Annotated in this window: 26 protein-coding genes; 16 read left to right on the top strand and 10 right to left on the bottom strand. The window is 61.3% G+C overall.

Features of this window, described 5'->3' with window-relative positions; all coding sequences use genetic code 11:
- Window positions 1-4: 4 nt before the first annotated feature.
- The 3 genes from der (at window position 5) to AADA15_RS16715 (ending at window position 3,358) form a co-directional block, all read left to right on the top strand.
- Window positions 5-1,471 carry a ribosome biogenesis GTPase Der gene (der, locus tag AADA15_RS16725; protein ID WP_341642700.1) on the top strand — a complete coding sequence of 489 codons (1,467 nt, stop codon included), beginning with the start codon at window positions 5-7 and terminating at the stop codon, window positions 1,469-1,471.
- Between the two features lie 234 nt (window positions 1,472-1,705).
- Window positions 1,706-2,659, top strand: a complete 954-nt coding sequence (locus AADA15_RS16720) for a fatty acid desaturase (protein WP_341642699.1) — start codon at window positions 1,706-1,708, stop codon at window positions 2,657-2,659.
- An 81-nt stretch (window positions 2,660-2,740) separates the two neighbouring features.
- The gene (locus tag AADA15_RS16715) at window positions 2,741-3,358 is read left to right on the top strand and encodes a helix-hairpin-helix domain-containing protein (protein WP_341642698.1); all 618 of its coding nucleotides are present in this window, start codon (window positions 2,741-2,743) and stop codon (window positions 3,356-3,358) included.
- A 97-nt stretch (window positions 3,359-3,455) separates the two neighbouring features.
- On the opposite strand, the gene serS is transcribed toward AADA15_RS16715, so the two are convergent.
- The gene (gene serS / locus AADA15_RS16710) at window positions 3,456-4,748 is read right to left on the bottom strand and encodes a serine--tRNA ligase (protein WP_341642697.1); all 1,293 of its coding nucleotides are present in this window, start codon (window positions 4,746-4,748) and stop codon (window positions 3,456-3,458) included.
- A gap of 226 nt (window positions 4,749-4,974) precedes the next feature.
- Here serS and yajC point away from each other — a divergent pair, with 226 nt between their 5' ends.
- The 10 genes from yajC (at window position 4,975) to AADA15_RS16660 (ending at window position 11,580) form a co-directional block, all read left to right on the top strand.
- On the top strand, window positions 4,975-5,259 hold the full coding sequence (gene yajC, locus AADA15_RS16705) for a preprotein translocase subunit YajC (RefSeq protein WP_341642696.1): 285 nt from the start codon (window positions 4,975-4,977) through the stop codon (window positions 5,257-5,259).
- A gap of 35 nt (window positions 5,260-5,294) precedes the next feature.
- Entirely contained in the window at window positions 5,295-6,956 is a 1,662-nt protein-coding gene (gene secD / locus AADA15_RS16700) for a protein translocase subunit SecD (protein WP_341642695.1), read from the top strand.
- 1 nt (window position 6,957) lies between these two features.
- On the top strand, window positions 6,958-7,926 hold the full coding sequence (gene secF, locus AADA15_RS16695; protein WP_341642694.1) for a protein translocase subunit SecF: 969 nt from the start codon (window positions 6,958-6,960) through the stop codon (window positions 7,924-7,926).
- Window positions 7,927-8,041: 115 nt separating this feature from the next.
- Window positions 8,042-8,395, top strand: coding sequence for an Mth938-like domain-containing protein (locus tag AADA15_RS16690; RefSeq protein WP_341642693.1), 354 nt, complete (start codon window positions 8,042-8,044; stop codon window positions 8,393-8,395).
- A gap of 64 nt (window positions 8,396-8,459) precedes the next feature.
- Entirely contained in the window at window positions 8,460-9,077 is a 618-nt protein-coding gene (gene ccmA, locus AADA15_RS16685) for a heme ABC exporter ATP-binding protein CcmA (RefSeq protein ID WP_341642692.1), read from the top strand.
- Window positions 9,074-9,730 carry a heme exporter protein CcmB gene (gene ccmB / locus AADA15_RS16680; protein WP_341642691.1) on the top strand — a complete coding sequence of 219 codons (657 nt, stop codon included), beginning with the start codon at window positions 9,074-9,076 and terminating at the stop codon, window positions 9,728-9,730. The genes ccmA and ccmB overlap by 4 nt, the downstream gene beginning before the upstream one ends.
- A gap of 69 nt (window positions 9,731-9,799) precedes the next feature.
- Window positions 9,800-10,531, top strand: a complete 732-nt coding sequence (locus tag AADA15_RS16675; protein WP_341642690.1) for a heme ABC transporter permease — start codon at window positions 9,800-9,802, stop codon at window positions 10,529-10,531.
- Window positions 10,528-10,689, top strand: coding sequence for a heme exporter protein CcmD (ccmD, locus tag AADA15_RS16670; RefSeq protein ID WP_341642689.1), 162 nt, complete (start codon window positions 10,528-10,530; stop codon window positions 10,687-10,689). Before AADA15_RS16675 ends, ccmD begins: the two co-directional genes overlap by 4 nt.
- Window positions 10,682-11,221 (top strand): DsbE family thiol:disulfide interchange protein, encoded by a 540-nt coding sequence (locus AADA15_RS16665; protein ID WP_341642688.1) that lies wholly within the window; start codon window positions 10,682-10,684, stop codon window positions 11,219-11,221. The genes ccmD and AADA15_RS16665 overlap by 8 nt, the downstream gene beginning before the upstream one ends.
- A 122-nt stretch (window positions 11,222-11,343) precedes the next feature.
- The gene (locus AADA15_RS16660; RefSeq protein WP_341642687.1) at window positions 11,344-11,580 is read left to right on the top strand and encodes a hypothetical protein; all 237 of its coding nucleotides are present in this window, start codon (window positions 11,344-11,346) and stop codon (window positions 11,578-11,580) included.
- Between the two features lie 9 nt (window positions 11,581-11,589).
- On the opposite strand, the gene AADA15_RS16655 is transcribed toward AADA15_RS16660, so the two are convergent.
- Complete coding sequence (locus AADA15_RS16655) at window positions 11,590-11,952, bottom strand: DOPA 4,5-dioxygenase family protein (RefSeq protein WP_341642686.1); 363 nt, start codon at window positions 11,950-11,952, stop codon at window positions 11,590-11,592.
- Between the two features lie 90 nt (window positions 11,953-12,042).
- Complete coding sequence (gene acnA, locus AADA15_RS16650; protein WP_341642685.1) at window positions 12,043-14,730, bottom strand: aconitate hydratase AcnA; 2,688 nt, start codon at window positions 14,728-14,730, stop codon at window positions 12,043-12,045.
- Between the two features lie 268 nt (window positions 14,731-14,998).
- Between acnA and AADA15_RS16645 the strand changes: the two genes are divergently transcribed.
- Complete coding sequence (locus tag AADA15_RS16645) at window positions 14,999-15,712, top strand: DUF1223 domain-containing protein (protein ID WP_341642684.1); 714 nt, start codon at window positions 14,999-15,001, stop codon at window positions 15,710-15,712.
- A gap of 78 nt (window positions 15,713-15,790) precedes the next feature.
- Here AADA15_RS16645 and AADA15_RS16640 read toward each other — a convergent pair whose 3' ends face one another.
- The 6 genes from AADA15_RS16640 to AADA15_RS16615 form a co-directional block, all read right to left on the bottom strand.
- The gene (locus tag AADA15_RS16640) at window positions 15,791-16,684 is read right to left on the bottom strand and encodes a lysophospholipid acyltransferase family protein (RefSeq protein ID WP_341642683.1); all 894 of its coding nucleotides are present in this window, start codon (window positions 16,682-16,684) and stop codon (window positions 15,791-15,793) included.
- A gap of 176 nt (window positions 16,685-16,860) precedes the next feature.
- Window positions 16,861-17,997 carry a flagellar motor switch protein FliG gene (locus AADA15_RS16635; protein WP_341642682.1) on the bottom strand — a complete coding sequence of 379 codons (1,137 nt, stop codon included), beginning with the start codon at window positions 17,995-17,997 and terminating at the stop codon, window positions 16,861-16,863.
- A gap of 77 nt (window positions 17,998-18,074) precedes the next feature.
- Window positions 18,075-18,608: a tetratricopeptide repeat protein gene (locus tag AADA15_RS16630; RefSeq protein WP_341642681.1), complete on the bottom strand. Its 534-nt coding sequence runs from the start codon at window positions 18,606-18,608 to the stop codon at window positions 18,075-18,077.
- Window positions 18,609-18,784: 176 nt separating this feature from the next.
- On the bottom strand, window positions 18,785-20,089 hold the full coding sequence (gene purB, locus AADA15_RS16625) for an adenylosuccinate lyase (protein WP_341642680.1): 1,305 nt from the start codon (window positions 20,087-20,089) through the stop codon (window positions 18,785-18,787).
- A 142-nt stretch (window positions 20,090-20,231) separates the two neighbouring features.
- Window positions 20,232-20,489, bottom strand: coding sequence for a DUF6455 family protein (locus AADA15_RS16620; RefSeq protein ID WP_341642679.1), 258 nt, complete (start codon window positions 20,487-20,489; stop codon window positions 20,232-20,234).
- A 116-nt stretch (window positions 20,490-20,605) separates the two neighbouring features.
- Window positions 20,606-21,826 carry a bifunctional alpha/beta hydrolase/OsmC family protein gene (locus tag AADA15_RS16615; RefSeq protein ID WP_341642678.1) on the bottom strand — a complete coding sequence of 407 codons (1,221 nt, stop codon included), beginning with the start codon at window positions 21,824-21,826 and terminating at the stop codon, window positions 20,606-20,608.
- Between the two features lie 159 nt (window positions 21,827-21,985).
- Between AADA15_RS16615 and AADA15_RS16610 the strand changes: the two genes are divergently transcribed.
- Window positions 21,986-22,471: an NUDIX hydrolase gene (locus tag AADA15_RS16610; protein ID WP_341642726.1), complete on the top strand. Its 486-nt coding sequence runs from the start codon at window positions 21,986-21,988 to the stop codon at window positions 22,469-22,471.
- Window positions 22,472-22,551: 80 nt separating this feature from the next.
- Window positions 22,552-23,334, top strand: coding sequence for a heme-dependent oxidative N-demethylase family protein (locus tag AADA15_RS16605; protein ID WP_341642677.1), 783 nt, complete (start codon window positions 22,552-22,554; stop codon window positions 23,332-23,334).
- Between the two features lie 4 nt (window positions 23,335-23,338).
- On the opposite strand, the gene AADA15_RS16600 is transcribed toward AADA15_RS16605, so the two are convergent.
- Window positions 23,339-24,367 (bottom strand): hypothetical protein, encoded by a 1,029-nt coding sequence (locus AADA15_RS16600; RefSeq protein WP_341642676.1) that lies wholly within the window; start codon window positions 24,365-24,367, stop codon window positions 23,339-23,341.
- Window positions 24,368-24,528 lie beyond the last annotated feature (161 nt).

Raw genomic sequence — 24,528 nt, 5'->3', positions numbered from 1 at the left:
TACGATGTCCTTTACCCTCGCTATCGTGGGCCGCCCGAATGTGGGCAAGTCCACCCTGTTCAACCGCCTCGTGGGCAAGAAGCTGGCCCTGGTCGACGACCAGCCGGGGGTGACGCGCGACCTGCGCGAGGGCGAGGCGCGTCTGGGGGACCTCAGGTTCACGGTGATCGACACCGCCGGTCTGGAAGATGCCACCGACAATTCGCTCGAAGGACGGATGCGCCGCCTGACCGAACGTGCGGTCGATATGGCCGACATCTGCCTGTTCATGATCGACGCGCGCACGGGTGTGACCCCGGTGGACGAGATGTTCGCCGAGATCCTGCGCCGCAAATCCGCGCATGTGATCCTGGCGGCGAACAAGGCAGAAGGGGCTGCCGCCGATGCGGGCGTGCTGGAAGCCTATGGACTGGGTCTTGGCGAGCCCATCCGCCTGTCCGGTGAGCACGGCGAGGGGATGAACGATCTTTATGCCGAACTGATGCCGATTGCCGAGAAGTTCGAGCAGACCGCTGAGGATCACGCGCCCGTTACCGATGTGAGCGTGGACGAGGACCTGAGCGAGGAAGAGGCAGAGCGGGCCGCCCCTGTTCCGACCCCGGAAAAACCTCTTCAGGTGGCCGTTGTCGGCCGCCCGAATGCGGGCAAGTCCACCCTGATCAACAAGATCCTTGGCGAGGACCGGCTGCTGACCGGTCCCGAGGCCGGGATCACCCGCGATGCAATTTCGCTGCGGATCGACTGGGCAGGCACGCCGATGCGGATCTTTGATACCGCTGGCATGCGCAAAAAGGCCAAGGTGCAGGAAAAGCTGGAAAAGCTGTCCGTGTCTGATGGTTTGCGGGCGGTGAAATTCGCAGAGGTGGTGGTCGTGCTGCTGGATGCGGAGATCCCCTTTGAACAGCAGGATCTGCGCATCGCGGATCTGGCCGAACGCGAAGGGCGCGCCGTTGTCGTTGCTGTCAACAAATGGGACGTCGAGGACAACAAGCAGGAAAAGCTGAAAGCCCTTAAAGAGGCTTTTGCACGCCTTCTGCCGCAGCTGCGCGGCGCCCCGCTGGTCACGGTGTCCGCCAAGACTGGCAAGGGGCTTGATCGGCTGCACGATGCCATCCTGCGCGCCTATGAGGTCTGGAACCGCCGGGTGCCCACGGCCGCGCTAAATCGCTGGCTCATCGGCATGCTGGAGCAGCACCCGCCGCCGGCGCCGCAGGGCAAGCGGATCAAGCTGCGCTACATGACCCAGGCAAAGACCCGCCCGCCGGGGTTTGTCGTCATGTGTTCGCACCCCGACAAGATCCCCGCCAGCTACACCCGCTATCTGGTCAATGGGTTGCGCGAGGATTTCGATATGCCGGGCACGCCCATCCGTCTTTACATGCGCGGGCAGGGCGACCAGAACCCCTACAAGGGCAAGAAGAAGGCCGCGCCCTCCAAGCTGCGCAAGCATATTCAGGGGCGCCGCGACTAGGTTTGCACCCCGACTCCGTGATCGCATGTCGTATCAGGCTTCCCGGTTTCGGGATGCCCTGAGGCGTCATGCACGTTTTGCGTGTTGCGGTGCATTGAAATTCGTTGCCAAGCCGTTAAAATCGTTCATGTTGCCTGCCGTTCTGGGGCGGCCCATGCCTGCGCAGGATCTATTGAGAACAATTGCCCCGCTGATTTCACGGGGGCGTCACAGAGCGTCATTAAGGGAGGTCTCATGGACCTGAGAGCTTACACGCGTGATTACACCCAAAAGGACAACCGCCTGGCGTCCTTGAGTTATTTTGGCACCTTCGCGGTTTACTTCCTGTCGTTGTACCTTGCGATCGCCCATGTGGAGCAATGGTATGTCCTGCTGCCTGCAGGCATCGTCTTTGCCTTCGCGGCGGTGCGGCTATATGTGCTGCAACATGACACCGGCCACCACTCCTTGTTCGAGACCCGTCGCCAGAACGAGATAGCAGGCCATGTGCTGTCGCCCTTCACCTTTGCACCCTTCGAGGTGATGAAGCAGAACCACAACCTGCATCATGCCAATATCGGCAATCTGGAGCATCGCGAAACCGGCGAAATCCACACCATGACCCTGCGGGAATGGAAGGAAGCAGGCGTCTGGGAGCGTCTGACATATCGCCTCTATCGCAATCCTCTGATCCTGGTGCCCATCGGATCCGCCTTTACCTATTTCATCCGCTATCGCTGGCCCAAGAACACCAGCCAGTTCGGAATTGCCGGTGTGCTTGTCCACAACCTCGTGATCATCGCGCTGATTTCGCTGCTCTACTACGTGGCCGGGGCGACCGGGGTGCTGGTCTGGTTGGTCTTCTCTTTCATTGGCGGCATGATCGGGGTTTTCCTTGTCTATCTGCAGCACAACTTCGAGGACACCTATTGGGATCGCCGCCCGGATCTGAACCCGCAGGTGGCGGCCTTGCAGGGATCGTCCTGTCTGGATTTCGGGTGGTTCTTTGATTTCGCGGTGGCCAATATCACCCTGCATGACATCCACCACTTCAACGCGCGCATCCCGAGTTACCGCCTGCGCCAGTGTCACTACAACCTGCCGCCCGAGGTGGCCCCGCGCCGGATTTCCTTTGGCGAGGCCATCCGTGCGTTGTCTCTGAAACTGTGGGACGAAGATCAGAAACGGCTGGTTCCCTTTCCCGGTTAGGTATTCTGTGGCATCGTACCAGTCTTGAAACTGTCGTGATGCGATGTGTTGGGCAGAAAAGATCAGCAATGAAAGATAGATATGACAGCTATTCGTGAACTGTCCGGCGTCGGCCCGGCTCTTGAAAAGGCATTGCAGGCGCAAGGGGTTGCGTCGGTTGAGGATCTCGCGGCGCTGACCGCCGAAGATCTGGCGCAGGTGAGCGGAATTGGAAAGGCGCGTGCCGCGCGGCTTCATCAGGCGGCAACCGATCTGCTGGGCGCCCGGTCTGCGCCTGCCCGCAAACGCCCTGCTGAGCCTGCTGGCCAAACCGCTGGGCCGGATGTGCCGCAGGATCAGGCTGACGACGCGCGCAGCCCTAGTGCAGAGGCGGATCTGAATGCGGCGTTGGCGGCCGCAGAAGCTGCGCGTCTGGCAGCCGAGGAAAAGGCCGCCAAGGCGAAGATCAAGGCGCGCAAGGCTGCGAAAAAGGCCGAAGCGCTGGCGCTGGAAATGGCCGAGGCCCGGACCAAGGCCAAGGAAAAGGCAAAACGCGTAAAGGCCAAGGCCCGCAAGGCAATTGAGCGGGAAAAGGCCAAGGCGGCCGCAATTCTGGCTCAAAAGACTGGCGATGAGGCTGAAAAGCCCGCCAAGTCCAAATCTGGAAAAGGCAAATCAGCCAAATCCAAGTCCTCCAAGAAGAAGGCCAAAAAGGCCTAGGGGCTTTGTCCCAGAAGCTCCGCGGTGGCTTTGGCCAAAAGAAAAACCGGCCCCCAAAGAGGGCCGGTTTTTTCGTTGTCCACGTTGCGGCTTTAAATCAGGCCAGCGTGCCTTCGGCGGTCAGTGTCAGCTTGCCACCAAGGTAGGGCGCCAGGGCTTCGGGCAGCGTGACCGATCCATCCACCTGCTGACCATTTTCCAGAACCGCGATCAGGCAGCGACCCACGGCAAGTCCCGATCCGTTAAGGGTATGAACGAACTCCGGCTTGCCGCCGCCTTCGGGGCGGAAGCGGGCGTTCATGCGGCGGGCCTGGAAATCGCCGGTGGTCGAGACGGACGAAATCTCGCGGTAGGCATTCTGTCCGGGCAGCCAGGCTTCGATGTCAAAGGTGCGGCGCGCGCCGAAGCCCATGTCGCCGGTGCAGAGCACCACGGTGCGATAGGGAACGCCCAGCTTCTCAAGGATCCCTTCGGCGCAGGCCAGCATGCGTTTCTGTTCGTCATCCGACTCGTCCGGGTGGGTGATCGAGACCATCTCGACCTTTTCGAACTGGTGCTGACGCAGCATGCCGGATGTATCGCGGCCCGCAGACCCGGCCTCTGAGCGGAAACACAGGGTGTGCGAGGTCATGCGAATGGGCAGGGCGCTGGCGTCCAGGATCTCTTCGGCGACGGAGTAGGTCAGCGGCACCTCGGAGGTCGGCACCAGCCACCAGCCGTTGGTGGTCTGATAGCTGTCCTCACCAAATTTGGGCAATTTATCCGTGCCATACATGGCCTCGTCCCGCACCAGAACAGGCGAGTTCACCTCGGTCAGGCCGTTTTCGTCCACGTGCGTGTCGATCATGAACTGCGCCAACGCCCGGTGGATGCGGGCAACGGCCCCTTTCAAGAGCACAAAGCGCGCGCCCGAGATCTTGGCGGCGGTTTCAAAGTCCATCGCGGCGGCAACGCCTGCGATTTCGAAATGCTCCTTGGGAGCGAAATCGAAATCTGCGGGTGTGCCCCAGCGGTTCACCTCGACGTTGTCGTTCTCATCCGCGCCATCGGGCACATCCGCGGCCGGGCTGTTGGGCAGGCGGGCCAGCATGTCTGTCAGCTTGGCGTCCAATTCCTTGGCCTCGGCCTGAAGGGCGGCGACTTCGGCCTTCTTGCCCGCAACTTCGCTGCGCAGGCGCTCGAATTCTTCATTGTCGCCCTTGGCCTTGGCCGCGCCGATCTCCTTGGCGGCCTTGTTCTGAGCAGCTTGGGCTTCTTCGGCGGCCTGGATCTTGGCCCGGCGCGCCTCGTCTAGGGCCAGCACCTCAGACGATACAGCCGCATCCCCGCGCCGCGCCAGAGCGGCGTCAAAAGCGGCAGGATTTTCGCGGATCGCGCGGATGTCATGCATGAGGGTGGCTCCTGTCTGAGAGGCAGTTTTGAATCAGTGCCAAACCTATGCCCGACCCGCACCCAAAGAGGAAGAGGGCAGAGCGGGGTTTGTACACAGGTGTTGCACGGCGGAATCTGCTGATCATTGCACCGCCTTTGCCTTGCAACTGCCCATGCCAGCGCATAGGTTCGCCTGCAAAATCAGCGGCCCGCCTCGGGCCCTCCCAGACAGAAGGAATATCCCCTTGGACGCAAATGCGATTGGCCAGTTTCTCCCGCTTATTCTGATCTTTGCGATCATGTACTTCCTGCTGATCCGCCCGCAGCAGAAGAAGATGAAAGAACACCAGAAAATGGTCTCAGACCTGCGCCGCGGCGATCAGGTTGTGACCCAAGGCGGGCTCATCGGCAAGGTCTCCAAGATCAAGGATGACAACGAGGTCGAGGTTGAACTGGCCGAAGGCGTCAAGGTGCGTGTTGTGCGCTCCACCATTGCGCAGGTCCTGTCCAAGACCGAGCCGGCAGCCTAAGGCGCCCGACCATAAATATCTGAAAAGGCAGGGCAATGCTGCAAATCGATCTCTGGAAGAGGGTGCTGATCTGGCTGGTCTGTGTGGCCGGCCTTTTGCTGGCCCTGCCAAATGCGTTCTACACCCGCGTCGAGCAGGCCAATGATGCCGTCGTCGCCATCGAGATGAAGGGCGAGACGCCCGAACGTCTTGAAACAGCGGCGCAATGGCCGGAATGGATGCCCTCGGGGCTGGTCAATCTGGGCCTCGATCTGCGCGGTGGCGCGCATCTTTTGGCCGAGGTTCAGGTCGCGGATGTCTATGCCGCGCGCATGGAGGCCTTCTGGCCCGAAGTGCGCAATGCTCTGCGCCCCGAGCGCGAGACCGTTGGCAGTTTCCGTTTGCAGCCCGGCTCGGCCACGGAGATTCGCGTCAAGATTTCCAAACCCGAAGGGATGCCGCGCGCTTTGGAAGTGGTGCGCGGGCTTGCCAATCCCGTGACCACGCTGACCGGCGCGGGTGCGACCGATATCGAAGTCTCCGCCGAGGGTGACATCCTGATCGTTCGGCTGACAGAGGCCGAACGCCTGGCGTCCGACGACCGCACGGTGCGTCAATCGCTGGAAATCGTGCGCCGCCGGATCGACGAAGTCGGCACCCGCGAGCCGACGATCCAGCGCCAGGGCGCCGACAGGATCCTGATCCAGGTGCCGGGTATCGGCTCGGCCTCCGAGCTGAAAGAGATCATCGGCACCACGGCGCAGCTGACCTTCAACCCCGTGGTGGGCCGGGGCAACGATGCGGACGCCCGCGCCGGGACTGGCAACAAGGTGCTGCCCTCGCTCGACGAGGAAGGTACCTACTACACGGTCGAGGCGGCTCCGGTCGTGACCGGCGAGGATCTGGTGGATGCGCAGCCGTCCTTTGACCAGAATGGCCGTCCTGCGGTCACGTTCCGGTTCAACACCTCCGGCGCCCGCCGCTTTGGCGATTACACGGCGGAAAACATCGGCTCTCCCTTCGCGATCGTGCTGGATGATGAGGTGGTCTCGGCCCCGGTGATCCAGGCGCATATCGCCGGCGGCTCCGGCATCATCACAGGTAATTTCACCATTGAAGAAAGCACGAACCTGGCTGTGTTGCTGCGCGCGGGGGCCCTGCCTGCAGGGCTGGAGTTCCTCGAAGAGCGCACCATCGGTCCCGAACTGGGCCAGGACAGCATCGATGCCGGCAAGATCGCGACCATCGTGGCCTTTGTTGCGGTGCTTGTCTTCATGACCCTGTCCTATGGTCTGTTCGGGATCTTCGCCAATATCGCGCTGATGCTGAACGTGGCGCTGATCTTTGGCGCGCTCAGCCTGATTGGCGGCACGCTGACCTTGCCGGGCATTGCCGGGATCGTGTTGACTGTCGGTATGGCGGTGGATGCCAATGTGCTGGTGTTTGAGCGGATCCGGGAGGAGCTGAAAGGCGGCCGCGGTCCGGCAAGGGCCATCGACGAGGGCTATTCCAAGGCGCTGAGCGCCATTCTGGATGCGAACGTCACCACCTTCATCACTGCGGTGATCCTCTTTGCCATGGGCTCGGGCCCGGTGCGTGGCTTTGCGATTACCCTGGGTCTGGGCATCATGACATCAGTCTTTACCGCGATCTTCGTCACGCGCCTGATGATCGTCATGTGGTTCGAACGGCGCCGTCCGAAAACGATTGAGGTGTGATATGCGGCTGAGACTTGTTCCTGAGAATACCTCATTCGACTTTTTCAAGCGCTGGAAGCTCTGGCTGGGCCTGTCGGCCTTCATGGTGGTGGTGGGCTTTGCCTCCTTCCTGCTTCAGGGGTTGAACTTTGGCATCGATTTCCGCGGGGGCACCACGATCCGCACGGAAAGCACCCAGGAAATTGATGTGGGTGCCTATCGCGATGCGATGAGCCCACTTGGCCTTGGCGATATCTCGATCACCGAGGTGTTCGATCCGACCTTTGAAGAAGATCAGCACGTCGCCATGATCCGCATCCAGGCCCAGGACGACGGCGAGGCGATCTCTGGTGAGGTGATCGAACAGCTGAATGCGGCCCTTGCCACCGTCGCCCCCGAGATCAAGTTCGTCTCGGTCGAATCCGTCGGCCCCAAGGTCTCGGGTGAATTGGTGCAGACAGCTATCATCGCCGTGGTTCTCGCGATCGGGGCGGTGCTGGTCTACATCTGGCTGCGGTTCGAATGGCAGTTCGCCCTGGGCGCGGTGGCTGCCCTCGTGCATGACGTGATCCTGACCATCGGCATTTTCTCGGAGCTTCAGATCAAGTTCGACCTTGCGATCATTGCGGCGCTTCTGACCATCGTCGGCTATTCGCTGAACGATACGGTGGTGGTTTTCGACCGCGTGCGTGAGAACCTGCGCCGCTACAAGAAAAAGTCGCTGGCAGAGGTGCTGAACCTGTCGATCAATGAAACCCTTAGTCGCACCGTGATGACCTCGGTCACAACGCTGATCGCGCTGATCTCGCTTTATGTGCTGGGCGGCGACGTGATCCGCGGGTTTGTCTTTGCGATGATCTGGGGGGTCATTGTGGGCACCTATTCCTCGGTCTTTGTGGCCTCGACCATCCTGTTGTGGCTGGGCGTGAAACGGGACTGGTCCAAACCGACGACGCCAACCGGCAACCAGTTCGCCAATATCGACGCCTGACCGTCACGTGCAAAGACAGCAACCAAAGGCCGCAGGTTTCGCTTGCGGCCTTTTGCTTTTGCCCCATCTTTCCCCGTGTTAGACATCCGCAAACCAGCCTTACGGGAGAAGCCTCATGCGCCTGAATGAAGTCACCTATTCCGATGCCGTGCCGGTGGATGGATACGGAGAGGGGTTCTTTCGCATCGGCGGCGAGGTTCATCATGGTGCTGTGCTGACGGGCGCAAAGGGGACGGCGGCCTGGGGGGGCTACGAGGATCGCAAGGCGCTTCTGGCCCTGGCCGGGGAAGTGGATGTTCTGTTCATCGGAACTGGGGCCGAGGTCGCGCATATCCCCGCCGACCTGCGCGCGTCGCTGGAAGGGGCCGGGCTGGGCGTCGAGACGATGAACTCTCCCGCTGCCTGCCGCACCTATAATGTGCTCCTGTCCGAGGGGCGGAGGATCGCTTTGGCGGCATTGCCGGTATGAGGCCTCTTGCCGCGCGGGCGAATTCGGCTTTTGCGCGGGGCGGCAATGGGATAGTCAGTCATTCATGACATTGAATGTAACCGATCTTGCGATTGCGCGCGGCGGTCTGCCGGTGCTGGACGGGCTCAGCTTTCGGCTGGAGCCTGGCCGTGCCCTGATCCTGCGTGGGCCGAACGGGATCGGTAAGACAACGCTCCTGCGCACCATTGCGGGGCTGCAGCCGCCGCTTTCGGGCCGTATCGAAGGCGCCGAGGATCAGATCGCCTATGCGGCTCATTCCGACGGGCTGAAACAGGCGTTGAGCGTGACGGAAAACCTGACCTTCTGGGCCAGTGTCTTTGGCACCGCATCGATTGAACCGGCGCTAAACGCGTTTGATCTGGTGGCGCTGAAAGACCGGCCCGCAGGGGCGCTTTCGGCGGGGCAGAAACGCCGCCTTGGCCTGTCGCGGATGCTGGTCACGGGGCGGCCTATCTGGGTGATGGATGAACCCACCGTGAGCCTGGACACCCGTGCAGTGGCGATGTTCGCGGATGCGGTGCGCGCCCATCTGGGGCAGGGGGGATCGGCGCTGATCGCCACCCATATCGATCTTGGGCTGGACGAGGCCGAGGTGCTGGACGTGGGTGCCTACAAGGCCGCCCTGCCAGCGCTCGATGATTTCGACGAGGGCTTTTTATGATCGCCCTGTTGATGAGGGATCTGCGCCTTGCGGTGCGCGCGGGCGGCGGCTTTGGCCTTGGCCTGGCCTTTTTTCTGATCGTGACGGTCATGGTGCCTTTTTCGGTGGGGCCGAACTCTGAACTGTTGACCCGCATCGCGCCGGGGGTGTTGTGGCTGGGAGCACTGCTGTCTTGCCTGTTGTCGCTCGACCGGCTGCTAGCGCTCGACTGGGAGGATGGCTCGCTTGACCTTCTGGCGACCGCGCCCCTGCCGCTGGAGGCGGTGGTGAGTGTCAAGGCGCTGGCGCATTGGATCACCACAGGCCTGCCGCTGGTTTTGGCGGCGCCGGTCCTCGGCGTTCTGCTGAACCTGCCTGGGCAGGGTTTTCTTTGGCTTGTTGTCTCGCTGTTTCTGGGCACGCCAGCCCTGTCGGTGATCGGCACCTTTGGTGCGGCCTTGACCGTAGGGCTGAAACGCGGGGGGCTTTTGCTGTCGCTTCTGGTGATGCCGCTTTATGTGCCGACTCTGATCTTTGGTGCCGAAGTCGCCCGGCGCGGCGCCGAAGGGATGGCGGTGCAGACGCCGCTGTTGATGCTGGCGGGTATTTCGGCGGCTGTCATCGCGCTATTGCCCTTTGCCAGCGCGGCGGTCTTGCGTATCAATCTGCGCTAGGCAGGCTGCGACGAAAGAGCAGGGCAAGAGAGACTTGAAAACACGGGAGCGGGGAACAAGATAGCCACCATGTCCATCTGGCAATACGCAAATCCGAAAAAATTCCTCACCACCACCGAACGGGTGATGCCCGTCCTGTGGGGCGTCTCAGGCCTGTTGATGGTCGTGGGGCTTATCTGGGGCTTCTTCTTTACGCCTGATGATTTCAGGCAGGGATCCACGGTCAAGATCATCTTCCTGCATGTGCCCTCGGCGCTGATGGCGATCAACGCCTGGTTCATGATGCTGGTCGCTTCGCTGATCTGGCTCGTGCGCCGCCATCACGTCAGCGCCCTGGCAGCCCGGGCTGCTGCCCCGGTGGGCGTGGTTATGACGCTGATCGCCCTCGTGACAGGAGCAATCTGGGGGCAGCCCATGTGGGGCACCTGGTGGGCCTGGGATCCGCGCCTGACCTCCTTCCTGGTGCTGTTCCTTTTCTACCTTGGCTATATCGCCCTGTGGGAGGCAATCGACGATCCTGACACGGCTGCGGATCTGACCTCGATCCTGTGCCTTGTGGGATCTGTTTTCGCGGTGCTCAGCCGTTATGCGGTGAATTTCTGGAACCAGGGGTTGCATCAGGGGGCCTCTCTGAGCCTCGACAAGGAAGAGAACGTCGCCGATGTATTCTCCAACCCGCTTTATGTCTGCATGGTGGGCTTTGGTCTGTTCTTCATCGCCTTGGTGTTCTATCGCACCGGAACCGAAATTCGCGCGCGCCGTATCAAGGCGCTGATGGCCCGTGAAAGGATGGAGGCATGATGCCCGATCTAGGAAAATATGCAGAGGCGGTGCTGTCGTCCTATGCCGCCTCGATCCTTTTATTGTTGCTTCTGGTGGTGGTGACGCTCTGGCGCGGCCGCCGGGTGCGCGCCGAGATGGAGCGGCTTGAACAGCAGCGGATGAAGCGCAATGGCTAAGATCTCTCCCCTGATGGCGGTGCCCGTGGTGGTATTCGCCGGTTTTGTCGGCCTTGCGCTGGTGGGCATGTTCCGCGAGGATCCCGAAAGCCTGCCCTCCGCGCGCGAAGGCCAATCCGCGCCGCCCGTGGTGCTGGAGGAGTTCCCCGGCAAGGACGGTTTTGACGATGCCACCCTGCGCGATGGCACGGTGAAACTGGTGAACTACTGGGCCAGCTGGTGCGCGCCCTGTCGGGCCGAGCATCCGACGCTGGAAGCCTTGTCTGCCGAGGGCGTGCCGATCTATGGCGTCAACTACAAGGACCAGCAGGACAACGCGGCTGCTTTCCTTGAGGAACTGGGCGACCCTTACACCGCCATCGGCCGGGACGAGAAGGGCCGCATGGCATTGGACTGGGGCCTTTACGGCGTGCCGGAAACCTATGTGATCGACGGCGAGGGCAAGATCGTGTTGCGCTTTGCCGGGCCGATTACAGCTTCGGTGGTGGAAAAGACGCTGCGCCCCGCCATGGAAAAGGCGGCGGGCCAGTAAGCCAATCAATTGATCATTGAAAACGACGCCCGCCTTTCGAGGCGCATTCTGTTTTCCTATTCCAATTTCTGATGATCCGGTCGCCTTAGGAACTTAGAATATCTGTGAGCAAGGAGGCCAGCATGGACGAAGACGAGGTGCGTGGCATTTTCGAGGGCGTAGAAGAGTTGTATAGCTCTTCGTCGAAATTGATCTTAGCAATTGACAGAGTGACAGACGCTGATGAGCGGCGGGACCTACGCAGGAAGTTTGCCGTACTGATAGCGGATATCGAGAAAAACTTTGTCTACGATCTGTGTAGGGCGTATCCGCAGTATTCAAAATTGAAGCCCACGGCAGGAGGCGCAGAGGGGCCGTGAATTGTGACCTCACTCGAAAAGTGACAGTTCCAACTCCAGCCCTGTGCCCAGCCAGATGCCGTGATCGCGGTGATCGGCCAGCTCGTCGCCGGTTTCGGGATGGGCAAAGACGATGAGCCCATCACGGTTCAGCGCCAGCCAGGGAAGGAGGTCTGCAAACTGCTGAGGCGTCGCGGCCAGCTGGCAGGACCACATCGGGTGCGGGCCAACCAGCTTGTCATGGACGCGGCCCATCTTGACGCCGAACAGCTCTGATGCGCGCTGGCACAGGACCAGCGCCTGTTCCACCGTTTCCGCATCGAAATAGACATGGGCGTGATAGCCGGTGATGCTGCTCGAAACCTTGAGGCCGGTCTCTTTCAAATCATTCATGCGCTAGTCCTCTTTCACGGATCTCTTTGACCCCCAACAGAAAAGGCGACCCGCTGGGGCCGCCTTTCCCATGTACCTGTGTCGAAAGCCTTACGACTTTGCGAGGTTACGCAGCACGTAGTGCAGCACGCCGCCGTGTTCGATGTACTCGATCTCGGGCGCGGTATCGATGCGGCACTTGAGCGTGATGGTCTTGGTGGTGCCATCCGCGTAGGTGATGTCGCAGGGAACCTCCTGCTGCGGCTCGATGGTGTCGAGGCCGCGGATCGAGACGGTCTCATCGCCGGTCAGTTTCAGCGACTTGCGGGTATCGCCAGCGGTGAACTCAAACGGGATGACGCCCATGCCAACCAGGTTGGAGCGGTGGATACGCTCGAACGACTCGGCGATCACAGCCTTCACGCCCAGAAGCGCGGTGCCTTTGGCCGCCCAGTCGCGCGAGGAGCCTGCGCCATACTGTTCACCGCCAAAGACCACCAGCGGAATACCGGCTTCCTGGTAGGCCATCGACGCCTCATAGACAGAGGTCTCTTTGCCATCGGGGCCTTTGGTGTAGCCGCCTTCGACGCCGTCCAGCATCTCGTTCTTGATGCGGATGTTGGCGAAGGTGCCGCGCATCATGATTTCGTGGTTGCCGCGGCGCGAGCCGTAGGAGTTGAACTCACGCGGGGCCACCTGACGGTCGATCAGGTACTGACCGGCCGGGGTGGTTGTCGCGAAAGAGCCCGCGGGAGAGATGTGGTCGGTGGTGACCATGTCGCCCAGGATCAAAAGCGGCTTGGCGCCCTCGATGTTCGAGATGGTGCCGGGCTCGGTACCCATGCCCTGGAAGTAGGGCGGGTTCTGGATGTAGGTCGAGGTCGCGGGCCAGTCATAGGTTTCCGCATCGGTGGTCTCCACCGCCTGCCACTTTTCATCGCCCTTGAAGACATCGGCGTATTTGGAAAGGAATGCTTCGCGGGTCACGGTTTCCTGCACGAGGTCCGCAACTTCCTTGGTGGTGGGCCAGATGTCCTTCAGGTAGACGTCCTTGCCTTCGGGGGTCTGGGCGATCGGCTCGTTGGCCAGATCGATGTCCATGGTGCCCGCCAGCGCATATGCGACAACCAGCGGCGGCGAGGCCAGGTAGTTGGCGCGCACATCGGGGCTGATACGGCCTTCGAAGTTGCGGTTGCCTGACAGGACCGAGGTCGCCACCAGGTCGCCTTCGGCGATGGCTTCGGACAGCTCGGGCTGGATCGGACCGGAGTTGCCGATACAGGTGGTGCAGCCATAGCCGACCAGGTTGAAGCCGACCGCATCCAGATGCTCCTGCAGGCCCGCGGCCTCAAGATACTCGGACACCACCTGCGAACCCGGCGCCAGCGAGGTTTTCACCCAGGGCTTGCGGTTGAGGCCCAGCTCATGCGCTTTCTTCGCAACCAGACCCGCGCCGATCATGACGTAGGGGTTGGAGGTGTTGGTGCAGGAGGTGATCGATGCGATCACGACCTTGCCCGATTCCATGGTGTAGTCTTCGCCCTTGACCGGTACTTCCTTGCCCATCGGGCGCTTGAAGGTCTTTTCCATCTCCTGACGGAAGGCGGCCTGCGCGTTGGTCAGCGGCACGTAGTCCTGCGGGCGCTTGGGGCCCGAAATCGCCGGAACGATGCTGCTCATGTCCAGCGACAGCGTGTCGGTATAAACCGGTGCGTAATCCGCGTCGCGCCAGAAGCCGTTTTCCTTGGCGTAGGCTTCGACCAGCGCGATACGGTCTTCGTCGCGGCCGGTGTTGCGCAGGTAGCGGATGGTTTCGGCGTCGATCGGGAAGAAGCCACAGGTTGCACCATATTCCGGCGCCATGTTGGCGATGGTGGCACGGTCCGCCAGCGGCAGACGGTCCAGACCTTCGCCGTAGAATTCGACGAATTTGCCCACAACGCCCTTGGCGCGCAGCATTTCAACGACTTTCAGCACGAGGTCTGTGCCGGTGGTGCCTTCGACCATGTCGCCGGTCAGCTCGAACCCGATGACTTCGGGGATCAGCATGGAGATCGGTTGACCCAGCATTGCGGCCTCGGCCTCGATGCCGCCAACACCCCAGCCCAGAACGGCGGCGCCGTTGACCATGGTGGTGTGGCTGTCGGTGCCGACCAGCGTGTCGGGGTAGGCGACTTCATTGCCGTCCTGATCGGTGTCGGTCCAGATGGTCTGGGCCAGGTATTCCAGGTTCACCTGGTGGCAGATGCCGGTTCCGGGGGGGACAACGCGGAAGTTGTTGAAGGCGCCCTGACCCCATTTCAGGAACTGGTAGCGCTCCATGTTGCGCTCATATTCGCGGTCCACGTTCATCTGGAAGGCGCGCGGGTTGCCGAATTCGTCGATCATGACCGAGTGGTCGATGACCAGATCAACCGGGTTCAGCGGGTTGATTTTCTGAGCGTCGCCACCCAGGGCCTTGATACCGTCACGCATCGCGGCAAGGTCCACAACGGCGGGAACGCCGGTGAAATCCTGCATCAGAACGCGGGCCGGACGATATGCGATTTCGCGCGGGTTCTTGCCGCCGTTTGCGCCCCATTCGGCGAAGGCCTTGATGTCTTCCAGCGAGACCGAGAAGCCGCCGTCCTCGAACCGCAGCATGTTCTCCAGCACGACCTTCAGAGCCGCCGGCAGTTTCGAGAAATCGCCGAGACCCGCTTCGGTGGCTGCGGGGATCGAGTAGTAGGAAATCGACTTGCCACCGGCGCTGAGCGTGCGGCGCGTCTTGGCATTGTCCTGTCCGACGGTGATAGGCATGTTGGCCTCCCTCTGGATGTGAAAATGGGGAATTCGCTGCAGGCTATCTGCAACAGGTTGGCTGTTGTTTCAATAGGGGAAACGCCGCACCGTGCAATTTTTGTATGCAATAGTACACAAAACTTGCCAAGGGGGCAGGAAACGGGTTTGAAACAGCTCTCAAGAATGATTGATTGGCCTTGTCGGCGTGGCTGAGTTACATCCATACCAGAATAGGGCAGCGCCTGCGCTCGCGAGACGAAGACCGACAAGGGATATGAAGCAAACGATGAAGACCTTTGCCGCCTTGGCCAGCCTCCTGTGCTTTGCGTTTCCGGCGATTTCTGTCGCCGAGCCCAGGCCGTCTCCCATCGTAGTGGAACTCTTCACCTCGCAAGGCTGCGCATCCTGCCCTCCGGCAGATGCCTTGATGCACAAGCTCTCTGAGCGCGATGATGTCCTGGCGCTGGCATTCCATGTGGACTATTGGGATTACATCGGCTGGAAGGACATCTTTGCCGACCCGGCCTATACCGCCCGGCAAAAGGCCTACGCACAGGCCATGGGGCACCGGATGGTGCATACCCCGCAAATGATCGTGATGGGGCAAGAGGATATCGGAGGCGCTGATCCGATGGCCCTGGCCGACGCCATTGCGCGCCACCGCGCCGTGCCCAGTTCCGTTTCGCTTTCAATGCACCAAAGCCCGAGCGGAGTGACGATTTCCCTTCGCCCAGTCACGGGCGCTGCGCCTCGTTCAGCTGTTGTCGATGTCATTCGCTATGCGCCGCTGAAACGGGTTGCAATCAGCCGGGGCGAATTGGCAGGGCGCACGATTGACTATGCAAATATCGTTGAAGAGTGGACGCGGCTGGCGGACTGGAATGGCGCGGAAGACCTCACTTTGACCGTGCCTTTGCCGGGGGATCACTCCCTCGCGGTGCTGGTGCAAGAGATCAACAGCGGTCCGATCCTGGCGGCGGCGGCGTTGAGAAGCGAGTGATCCGCAGTCTTGCGGCTGATGAAACGTCGGCGACGGAGGGGCTGGCACATGATCGTTATCGCCGACCCGACCGCTTGATCACGTGATGTAGGGTTTCCAGCGTCGGTGGATCCAGAACCACTGCCCCATGTTCTGACGGATGACGCTTTCAAGGTCATCGCAAATCGCGCGGGTCATGGTGACTGGATCAGAGGCGGGGATCTCCGGGTTCAGCAGAATGTCGAAGTCCAGCCCATTGTCCTGGCGGATCCCGTAGACTGGGATCAGCGCGGCGCCGTATTTCAGGGCAAGTTCGGCAGGCACCGTTGATGTGATGGCCGGTTTGCCAAAGAACTCGATCTCTTTTCCGCCGTGGGCGTGTAGGTCGGCGACAATCGCGATATTGCCACCTTTCTTGAGGTGCCTGACCATTTCGACCATGCCGCGTTTGCCCTGCTCGAACATGGGCTTGCCGTTGCCCTCGATGGCGCGGACATAGTGCGTGTTGAAGTAGGGGTTCGCCATGCGCCGGTAGAGGGCGCCCATCGCAAACCCCTTGGCGATCAGCCCGGCGCGCGCGGCATCGTAGTTGCCAAAATGGCCGGTGACGAGGATGACCGGACGCCCTTCGGCCTGAGCCTGCTCCAGGGCGGCCAGACCCGGACCGTGGATCGGGGCCTTGAGTGCGCGTTGCAGAAACGACTTGCCCGAATATAGCTCGGCCAGGGTCCGACCGGCATTGTCGGCCACATCGCTGCAGATCTGGTCGACGCTTTCTTCCGTCAGCTCAGGGCAGGTCAGCGCCAGGTTCTCGCGAATCCTGCGCTCGAATCCGACCAGAGGCGACAGGATACGGACCAGACGCCCCATTCCGGCGACGCGCCAGCGATAGGGAAGTATCTGCATGGTACCGATGAGGGCTCGCAGAAACAGATTGCTGGCAAAGTATTTGGCCTTTGCCGGGGATGAAAGCTCTGAGGCTGAAATGGGCATGTGTGGGACCGGCCTGTCTGGCTTGTGACTGCGCGAAAAGGTGCACCGTGAACAGTGTCGGGCGATGCACCATAATCGGGCATGTCAGGAGGTGCAAGCGAGGTGGTCTGCTGGTCGGCGTGCCTGCGGCGAGCGGACCCCCGCCGCCCCTGGCGACTCCACTCGGTCCTTTTGAGTTAGGATTCCTCTTCCTCGTCGGAACCCAATTCAATCTCGCCGTTGTCCACCAGGTCACGCATGGCGCTGACGATCAGACCAAAGGCCGCCTCGCCATCAGAGCGTTTGACCTTCCCGCGCTCCGCGACTTCCTCACGGATGTTGGTGGCCATACGGTTGGACATGTTTTCCAACAGGAATTCGCTGGTTGCGACATCCTCTTCGTCAGTGGCAAAGGCAATGGCCGTCACCAGATCGGGCTGCGCCAGAACGCGCATCAGTTTGGGCACATCCAGCGGCTTCATGCGCTGCGCGATCAGACCATAGGTGTAGATGGCCTTGCGGACATCTATCGCAAACTCCTGGTCTTCCTCTTCGAGGGCGCTGAGAACCTCGTCGCGCTTGGCAGCTGCGGCTTCGGTCAGGATTGCCCCGACACGTTTTCCGGGCGACACATCGAAAGCCAGATCCGGGCGTGCCTCGACCTGGGCGGCCAGCGACAGGCCGATCCGATCCACGGTTTCGGGCGTGACATTGCCGGTCTGGCTGACGGCATAGGCAATGCGCCGGGCAACCGGGCCGGGCAGGGCGGCCAGCATCTGGGCCGCTTTGGCGGTATCGAGTTTTGACAACAGAACTGCGGCGACCTCGGTGCTTTCGGCTTCGGCCAGCGAGGCGAGATCTTCGGGGGGCAGCTGTTTGAGGCGATCCCAGGGATTTCCGAACTGGCGCACGCCGGCCTCTTTGCGCAGGCGGCTGGCCGTGAGGCGGCTGATCTTGCCGTCCATGGCCGTCAGAGCACCTGCCAATCCGTTGGGGAAGGTCAGGCCCACATTGTCAAGCATTTCGGCAAATTCGCTGGCAACCGCATAAAGGGTTTCGCGGTCGACGATCCGCATCTTGCCCATCTGCTGGGTCAGTTCCATTTGCAATTCGTCGGGAAGTTCCTCGATCGGGATGTCCGCCCCTTCATTAAGGAGCAGGCGCACAACGATCGCGGCTTTTGCCTTGCCGCTCAGCTTGACCGGGGCACCGCCCATGGATCCGCCCATTGGATTGTCCATTCCCATGCCGCCCATAGGGGCAGGTGCCGAAAAATCGCCAAAGCCATCCCCACCTGTCGCCATCGGGAGCGCCAACATCTGGTCGTCTTGCATCTATAGGACCCTTGCCAAAAAGATTCTCTTTCTGTGGGGTCCACACTAGCTCGGCAGCGGTAAAGAAAGGCTGAAGCTCAGTAGGTTGATGTCTGACCGGTCTCAAGCGCCTTGCGCAACGACACTTCCGGCCAGCCACCTGTGCCGCCGCGATTGCGGATTTCCTTCCACTGGGCCAGTGCGAGGCCGAGTTTCCCTTCCTCGACAAAGCCTTGCCCCATATAGGAGCGTGCCAGAAGATTGTCGGGGTCCGTTGCGATGGCCTGTTCATAATACTGGTTTGCAAGCTCCAGACGGCCCAGCTTGCGATGGGTGAAGCCCCAGTAGGTCAGAACGCGGGGGGATGCCTGATCGGGCATTGCGGTGAGCACCTCCTGGGCCTCTGCGAGGCGTCCGGCATAGGCCAATTCGCGCACCGCCCCAAAAAGGGTATCGGGGTCCAGTGACGAATTTTTGGGATCAACGCATTTCCCGGATTTCTGGTCCCAGACCTTGGCGCCCTTGCACTCCTTGGTGGTCTGGGTGGGTTTCGGGGCGGACCAGTCGTCTCCGCCTGCGGCAAAGGCTGCGGCAGGAGCCATGAGCAAAGCGGCAATGATCGTCAGGCGCATCAAAAGGATCCTTGTAATACCAGGTCGAGGCCAGCCTATCCGCAATTTCGACGGGCATGGGACACGATTTTTTGAACAGGCGTCCATTCGCCTACGCCGGATCAGGTCATGGCTGCCCCAAAACCAAAAACGCCCCGCCAATTTGGCGGGGCGTTCAGTTGGAAAAGCGGGCGATCCTATTCGCCAAAGACCCGCTTGAAAATCGTATCCACGTGTTTGGTGTGATAACCCATGTCGAACTTTTCCTTGATGCCGTCTTCGCCAAGGGCGGCAACCACTTCGGCGTCGGCCAGCAGCAATTCCTGGAAATCCAGACGCTCTTCCCAGACCTTCAGCGCGTTGCGCTGCACCATGGAATAGGCGTCTTCGCGCGACACACCGGCCTGGGTCAGCGCCAGCAGCACCCGCTGAGACATCACGAGGCCGGGGAACTTGTTCATGTTTTCCAGCATGTTCTCGGGGAAGATCAGCATCTTGTCGATGACGCCGGTCAGCCGGTTCAGGGCAAAGTCCAGCGTCACGGTGGCGTCGGGGCCGATGCCGCGCTCAACCGAGGAGTGCGAGATGTCGCGTTCATGCCAAAGCGCCACGTTCTCCATCGCCGGGATCACGGTCATGCGCACGAGGCGGGCCAGACCGGTCAGGTTCTCGGTCAGCACCGGGTTCTTCTTGTGCGGCATCGCCGAGGAACCTTTCTGGCCCATCGAGAAGAATTCCGCACCTTCCAGCACCTCGGTGCGCTGCATGTGGCGGATTTCAATGGCGACGTTTTCGATCGACGAGGCAATCACGCCGAGCACGGCAAAGAACATCGCGTGGCGGTCGCGCGGGATCACCTGGGTCGAGATCGGCTCGGGGCGCAGGCCCAGCTGCGCGCAGACATGTTCTTCGACACGCGGGTCGATATTGGCAAAGGTGCCCACCGCGCCCGAAATGGCCCCGGTTGCGATCTCTTCGCGGGCCTGCATCAGACGCGCCTTGTTGCGGTCCATTTCCGCGTAGAACCGCGCAAAGGTCAGGCCCATTGTGGTGGGCTCGGCGTGGATCCCGTGGGAGCGGCCGACGCGCACGGTGTTCTTATGTTCCATCGCGCGCTTTTTCAGTGCGGCCAGCAGGGCGTCCATATCGGCCAGCAGGATATCGGCGGCGCGCACAAGCTGAACGTTGAGGCAGGTGTCCAGCACGTCCGAAGAGGTCATGCCCTGATGCACGAAACGGGCTTCTTCCGAACCCACATGTTCGGCCAGGTGGGTCAGGAAGGCGATGACGTCATGTTTGGTGACGGCTTCGATCTCGTCGATGCGGGCGACGTCGAACTCCACGTCCTTGGCCTTCCAGACGGCCTCGGCGTTTTCGCGCGGGATCACCCCCAGATCGGCCATTGCGTCGCAGGCATGCGCCTCGATCTCGTACCAGATGCGGAACTTGGTCTCGGGCGACCAGATGGCGACCATGTCGGGGCGGGCGTAACGGGGGATCATCGGCGGAGGCACCTTTCGCGATTGCGGGAACACTTGCGCCGCGTCATAGACCGCCCTGTCCAAAGGAACAAGTCACCGAAACGGGGGCGAGACCTATTGTCCACCCCCGTTTCGATGCTGGCGCGGTGTAGCAGGGGCTGGTTCAACCCCGGCTGATGCGGTCGAAGACGTCCTTGTTCTGGCAATAGGCCGGGGCCGCGTCCAGATGGTCATGTTCGGCCTGAAGACGTGTGCAGCCACCCTGATCCTCGCAATGGCTGCAGCGCATGATCGCACGCATCAGCTTGGGGCCTTCGTGCTCGGGATCACGGGCGATGATCTCACCCATGTCGATACCCAGGCGGTCTGCCATGCCGTTTACCAGATCGGTGCTGTGCTCCAGCTTTTTGATCAATCCCATCGTGCGTCTCCTATCGTGCCTGTTCGGGTGCGAGTGCATTGCAACCGATCTTGACGAAAGTGCCGGTCCCGGCCTTGATATCGATCAACCGGGGCCGGATTTGCGCAAGACGCGTGTCACATCGGAGACTTGTCGATGGTGATGACCCTGGCGCCGCTTTCCAGCGTGCGATGCACGGGGCATTTGTCGGCGATCTCAAGCAGCCGGGTCCTTTGCTCGGAACTCAGTGGCCCACTGAGGCAGATCTTGCGGGTGAACTGGTCGATCTTGGCCGGTCCGGAAGGTGCGGCATCCTGGGCGTGGACCTTGTCGTGGCAGACATCGACAGCGACCGTTTCCAATGGCCAGCCTTTGCGGCGGGCATACATGCGGATGGTCATCGAAGTACAGGCACCAAGCCCTGCGGCCACAAACCCATAGGGCGACATACCGCGGTTGGTGCCGCCATAGGCGAGCGGTTCATCCGCCAGCATGTGGTGATGGGGGCCGGACTGGATATCCTGCAAAAACCCGTTCGGATCCGCTTCTGCGACCCGTACCACGCCTTCGGGGGCGCCGGGGGGCGGGGCAGGCGGCGTCATCTCGATATAGCGACGCGCCCAGGCGGCGATCACCTCGGCGGCGTATTCTGCATCTTCCGCGCGAGAGATCAGGTGATCGGCATCGTCCAGCGTGACAAAGCTTTTGGGATGTCTGGCGGCGGCAAAGATCTCGGCAGCGTTGTCGATGCCTACCGTTTCATCGCGCGGTGCATGCATGACGAGAAGGGCGGCGTCCAGTTCTGCAATCGATGGCCCAAGGGCAGAGCTGCGGATATCATCCAGAAATTGGCGGCGAATGGTGAAGGGGCGCCCGCCAAGGCAGACCTCGGCGGCGCCAGCCGCCTCGATCCGGGACAGGTCCGCGCCGAAATGGTCGGTCACATGTTCGGGGTCAAAGGGTGCGCCCAAGGTCACGACGCCCCGTGCCGATGGGATGCCCGCCCGCGCGCGCAGTACGGCAGCGCCGCCAAGGGAATGGCCGATCAGCAGCGCAGGCGCCATGTCGCGCCCCGCGAGATACTGCGCGGCTGCAATCAGGTCCGCCACGTTGGAGGAAAAACTGGTGTTCTCGAACTCTCCTTCGGAATGGCCCAGCCCGGTGAAATCAAAGCGCAGGACCGCGATGCCCATGGCAGCGAGGCGCCCGGCGATGCGCCGCGCCGCGGGGATATCCTTGGAACAGGTGAAACAATGGGCAAAAAGCGCTGTTGCCAGCACCGGACCATTCGGCAGGTCCAGGCGCGCGGCAAGCGTGCTACCGGCGTGGCCGGGAAAACGGATACGTTCTGAGGGCATGGGAGATTGGCCTTTGGGTTGCTTGCGCCTAAGGTGCGCCAGCGGCGGGGTGCCGACAAGGTTTCGCCCCGTAAAAACACGCGAAGGTGAAGGAACGGGATCGTGGAGCGGATAGAAGGCATAGGCGCGTATCTGCGGCAGGACGCACGCGATCATGACATGTGGGGCCGCCTGGCCCTGTTCTGCGCAAACGAGCCGCAGGCCTTTGGTCGCAATCCCGAGACCAGCCACGTGACGGGATCGGCCTTTGTGCTGTCGCCGGATCTAGGCTCGGTTTTCCTCACTCACCATCGCAAGCTTGATCGCTGGCTGCAACTGGGCGGTCATTGCGACGGCATAGCCGATGTGGCCTTTGTCGCCTTGAAGGAAGCCTATGAAGAAAGCGGCCTTGCCCGCATAGAGCCACTGTCGGGCCGGGTGTTCGACGTCGATATCCATGAAATCCCCGCCAACGCCAAGGAGCGCGCGCATCTGCATTATGACGTGCGCTACCTGTTCCGCGCCGTTGCCGGAGAGATTGCGCAAAGCGAAGAGTCACACGCTTTGGAATGGGTGCCGCTAGACCGCCTGCACGAAAGAACCGACGCATCCAGCGTACTGGTGCTGCGTGACAAGTTGCCCATGGCCCTGAACCCGGCAGGCTGAAAATGGCCCGGGACGCGAACATGTGGAAAACTCGACAGCCGTCATCGATCTTTTGATCAAATTCGTGCTAGCAGGGTCCCATGACAGAGATTCTCCAGAAACAGATCCCGCATAATCCACTTGAGCCGCAGCGCCTGCCGGGTATTGCGCCGCTGGCCGTTGGCGATTGGCTGACGCCTGACGATGCCTTTGCGGCTCAGATGGCGGAACGTGAACGCCTTATCGGGACGGCGCGAGACCGGGTTCTGATGCTGGATGAAAGCGGCCGCGCGGCTGCCGAGGAACTTTTGGAAACCGTGCTGGATCATCTTTATGGCGGTGTGCGGGGGCAGGTGGCGCGGCCGGATGGCGCAAGGGTCGAAATCGACTGGGCAGATCCCCTCGGCTCCCTTGGGCGCATCACCCAGCAGGACTTCTGCCTCCTGCAAAAGTCGGAAGGCGCGCCGGAGCATATCCTCACAGGCGCTGTTCTGTGTTTCCCGGCCAGTTGGACCCTGTCAGAAAAGTTCATGCGGCCCCTGACCGCGATCCATGTGCCGGTTGACAGCTACGATGCCAAGCTGGCCGCGCGGGTGCAGCGGCTTTTTGATGGGGTTCAGGTCGGCAGGCCGCTTTGGCGGTTCAATGCGCTTTGGTACCATGAAGCAGACCTGCATCACCCCCGCAGCGCGAACACGCCCCGCCCCAAACCAAAGGCCGGTCAGGCGGGTTATCTGCGCAGTGAAAAACAGACGATTCTGCGCCTGCCCCGGACGCGGGCGGTGATCTTTGGCATTCACACCTTCGTCCTGAGACGTGCTGACGTCCTCGGCCAATGGGCCGATGGGGCGGGGGGCGAAGAGCAACTTCACACCGCAGGCTGATGGGTCAGTTCGGGGGCAGCCAGAACGCCCGCGCCGCCGCCTGAACCATTCCCGTGCCCTGCAAAAGGCTGACAAAGACGGCTGCCGTGAGCAGCTGTGTTCTGGGCTTCAACCGGCTGCCCCGCATCAGTTCCACAAGAAGCAGTAAGACGGCAATCGGTGCCGACAGCATGGCGATCAGGCCCGTCGCGGCCCAGCCCATGATATTCTGCCGCTCCCAGGGTTCTGCGGGCAGGCGCAAGGCACTGAGATCGATCACCTGGTCACCGGGCGCTGCTGCGCGTGTGATGCGGCGGTTGCATTTCCGCTCAAGATCATCCGCCATGTCATCCACGGCCGCAAAGCAGTCCTTCGCATGGGCGCGAGGCTGAGATTGGCGCTCTTCCTGACCGGTTTCCGGGAAGAGTTTCAAAGATGTACGAAGACGATCCGGGGTCTTGAAGGGGGAAAGGGCCTGCGGAGGCTCTGTTGCCACGGAGTGTTTCCGGGGCTTTGCTGGGGAGTGTCCTGTGCGGATTGCGGCAGGTCGGCTCAGCGTGGTTGGCGCTGAAATCCGAGCGTCCGTTTCGGTCGTCCTTTGCTGATTGTCTGGGATCGGCTGCTCTGCCAATTGGAATACACCCAGGAAGTCACCTCGGCTCATGGCAATGGGGGCGTCCTGCCAGAAGACAACCGACGGCGACAGGGCCTCGGTCAGGCGTCTCAACAGGACGGCAAGCAACAGTTCGGTGATTTCCTGATCGCAGACCTGCGGAAACAGGCGCGTGATCGCAACGTCCAGAAAGATGGCGGGCGCCGGGATGCCCTCGGGAAGCTGAACCCCCATGCGCAAAGGCAGGCGCCGCAGGCGCAGAACCACGTGATACTGATCGCTTTCCAATTCGATCCGTCCGGACGCGCGGCTGTTGATCTGCGTCGGCGGATGTCCGTAGTCATCCAGCATGTCGACGGCCTGCACCAGCCCTTGATTGAGGAGCGTGTCGCTGCGGGATTTGAACCCGAGACGACCTTTGAACTGTTCTGCTTCTTGCATTCTCAAGCCTCCTACCTTCCGGGTGCCTTGGGGCCAGATTACCGACCGAAATGGCGCAAAGTGAGGCGGGAAGAGAGAATTGTTTCTGGAAAGCGTCCAATCCAGTCCGGCAGGGGGTGATCGAGTTTAATTAAATTTTTTCAGATATTTGCGAGGATGGT

The organism is Phycobacter sedimenti, assembly GCF_038148855.1.
Lineage (GTDB): Bacteria > Pseudomonadota > Alphaproteobacteria > Rhodobacterales > Rhodobacteraceae > Phycobacter > Phycobacter sedimenti.
Note: the sequence above shows the minus strand (reverse complement) of the source record. Positions and strands in the feature narration are given on the sequence as shown.

Excerpts from the sequence above, each read along its gene's own strand:
- der (WP_341642700.1), top strand. The coding sequence starts at position 5 with ATGTCCTTTACCCTCGCTATCGTGGGCCGCCCGAATGTGGGCAAGTCC.
- AADA15_RS16720 (WP_341642699.1), top strand. The coding sequence starts at position 1,706 with ATGGACCTGAGAGCTTACACGCGTGATTACACCCAAAAGGACAACCGC.
- AADA15_RS16715 (WP_341642698.1), top strand. The coding sequence starts at position 2,741 with ATGACAGCTATTCGTGAACTGTCCGGCGTCGGCCCGGCTCTTGAAAAG.
- serS (WP_341642697.1), bottom strand. The coding sequence starts at position 4,748 with ATGCATGACATCCGCGCGATCCGCGAAAATCCTGCCGCTTTTGACGCC.
- secD (WP_341642695.1), top strand. The coding sequence starts at position 5,295 with ATGCTGCAAATCGATCTCTGGAAGAGGGTGCTGATCTGGCTGGTCTGT.
- secF (WP_341642694.1), top strand. The coding sequence starts at position 6,958 with ATGCGGCTGAGACTTGTTCCTGAGAATACCTCATTCGACTTTTTCAAG.
- AADA15_RS16690 (WP_341642693.1), top strand. The coding sequence starts at position 8,042 with ATGCGCCTGAATGAAGTCACCTATTCCGATGCCGTGCCGGTGGATGGA.
- ccmA (WP_341642692.1), top strand. The coding sequence starts at position 8,460 with ATGACATTGAATGTAACCGATCTTGCGATTGCGCGCGGCGGTCTGCCG.
- ccmB (WP_341642691.1), top strand. The coding sequence starts at position 9,074 with ATGATCGCCCTGTTGATGAGGGATCTGCGCCTTGCGGTGCGCGCGGGC.
- AADA15_RS16675 (WP_341642690.1), top strand. The coding sequence starts at position 9,800 with ATGTCCATCTGGCAATACGCAAATCCGAAAAAATTCCTCACCACCACC.
- ccmD (WP_341642689.1), top strand. The coding sequence starts at position 10,528 with ATGATGCCCGATCTAGGAAAATATGCAGAGGCGGTGCTGTCGTCCTAT.
- AADA15_RS16665 (WP_341642688.1), top strand. The coding sequence starts at position 10,682 with ATGGCTAAGATCTCTCCCCTGATGGCGGTGCCCGTGGTGGTATTCGCC.
- AADA15_RS16660 (WP_341642687.1), top strand. The coding sequence starts at position 11,344 with ATGGACGAAGACGAGGTGCGTGGCATTTTCGAGGGCGTAGAAGAGTTG.
- AADA15_RS16655 (WP_341642686.1), bottom strand. The coding sequence starts at position 11,952 with ATGAATGATTTGAAAGAGACCGGCCTCAAGGTTTCGAGCAGCATCACC.
- acnA (WP_341642685.1), bottom strand. The coding sequence starts at position 14,730 with ATGCCTATCACCGTCGGACAGGACAATGCCAAGACGCGCCGCACGCTC.
- AADA15_RS16645 (WP_341642684.1), top strand. The coding sequence starts at position 14,999 with ATGAAGACCTTTGCCGCCTTGGCCAGCCTCCTGTGCTTTGCGTTTCCG.
- AADA15_RS16640 (WP_341642683.1), bottom strand. The coding sequence starts at position 16,684 with ATGCCCATTTCAGCCTCAGAGCTTTCATCCCCGGCAAAGGCCAAATAC.
- AADA15_RS16635 (WP_341642682.1), bottom strand. The coding sequence starts at position 17,997 with ATGCAAGACGACCAGATGTTGGCGCTCCCGATGGCGACAGGTGGGGAT.
- AADA15_RS16630 (WP_341642681.1), bottom strand. The coding sequence starts at position 18,608 with ATGCGCCTGACGATCATTGCCGCTTTGCTCATGGCTCCTGCCGCAGCC.
- purB (WP_341642680.1), bottom strand. The coding sequence starts at position 20,089 with ATGATCCCCCGTTACGCCCGCCCCGACATGGTCGCCATCTGGTCGCCC.
- AADA15_RS16620 (WP_341642679.1), bottom strand. The coding sequence starts at position 20,489 with ATGGGATTGATCAAAAAGCTGGAGCACAGCACCGATCTGGTAAACGGC.
- AADA15_RS16615 (WP_341642678.1), bottom strand. The coding sequence starts at position 21,826 with ATGCCCTCAGAACGTATCCGTTTTCCCGGCCACGCCGGTAGCACGCTT.
- AADA15_RS16610 (WP_341642726.1), top strand. The coding sequence starts at position 21,986 with ATGTGGGGCCGCCTGGCCCTGTTCTGCGCAAACGAGCCGCAGGCCTTT.
- AADA15_RS16605 (WP_341642677.1), top strand. The coding sequence starts at position 22,552 with ATGACAGAGATTCTCCAGAAACAGATCCCGCATAATCCACTTGAGCCG.
- AADA15_RS16600 (WP_341642676.1), bottom strand. The coding sequence starts at position 24,367 with ATGCAAGAAGCAGAACAGTTCAAAGGTCGTCTCGGGTTCAAATCCCGC.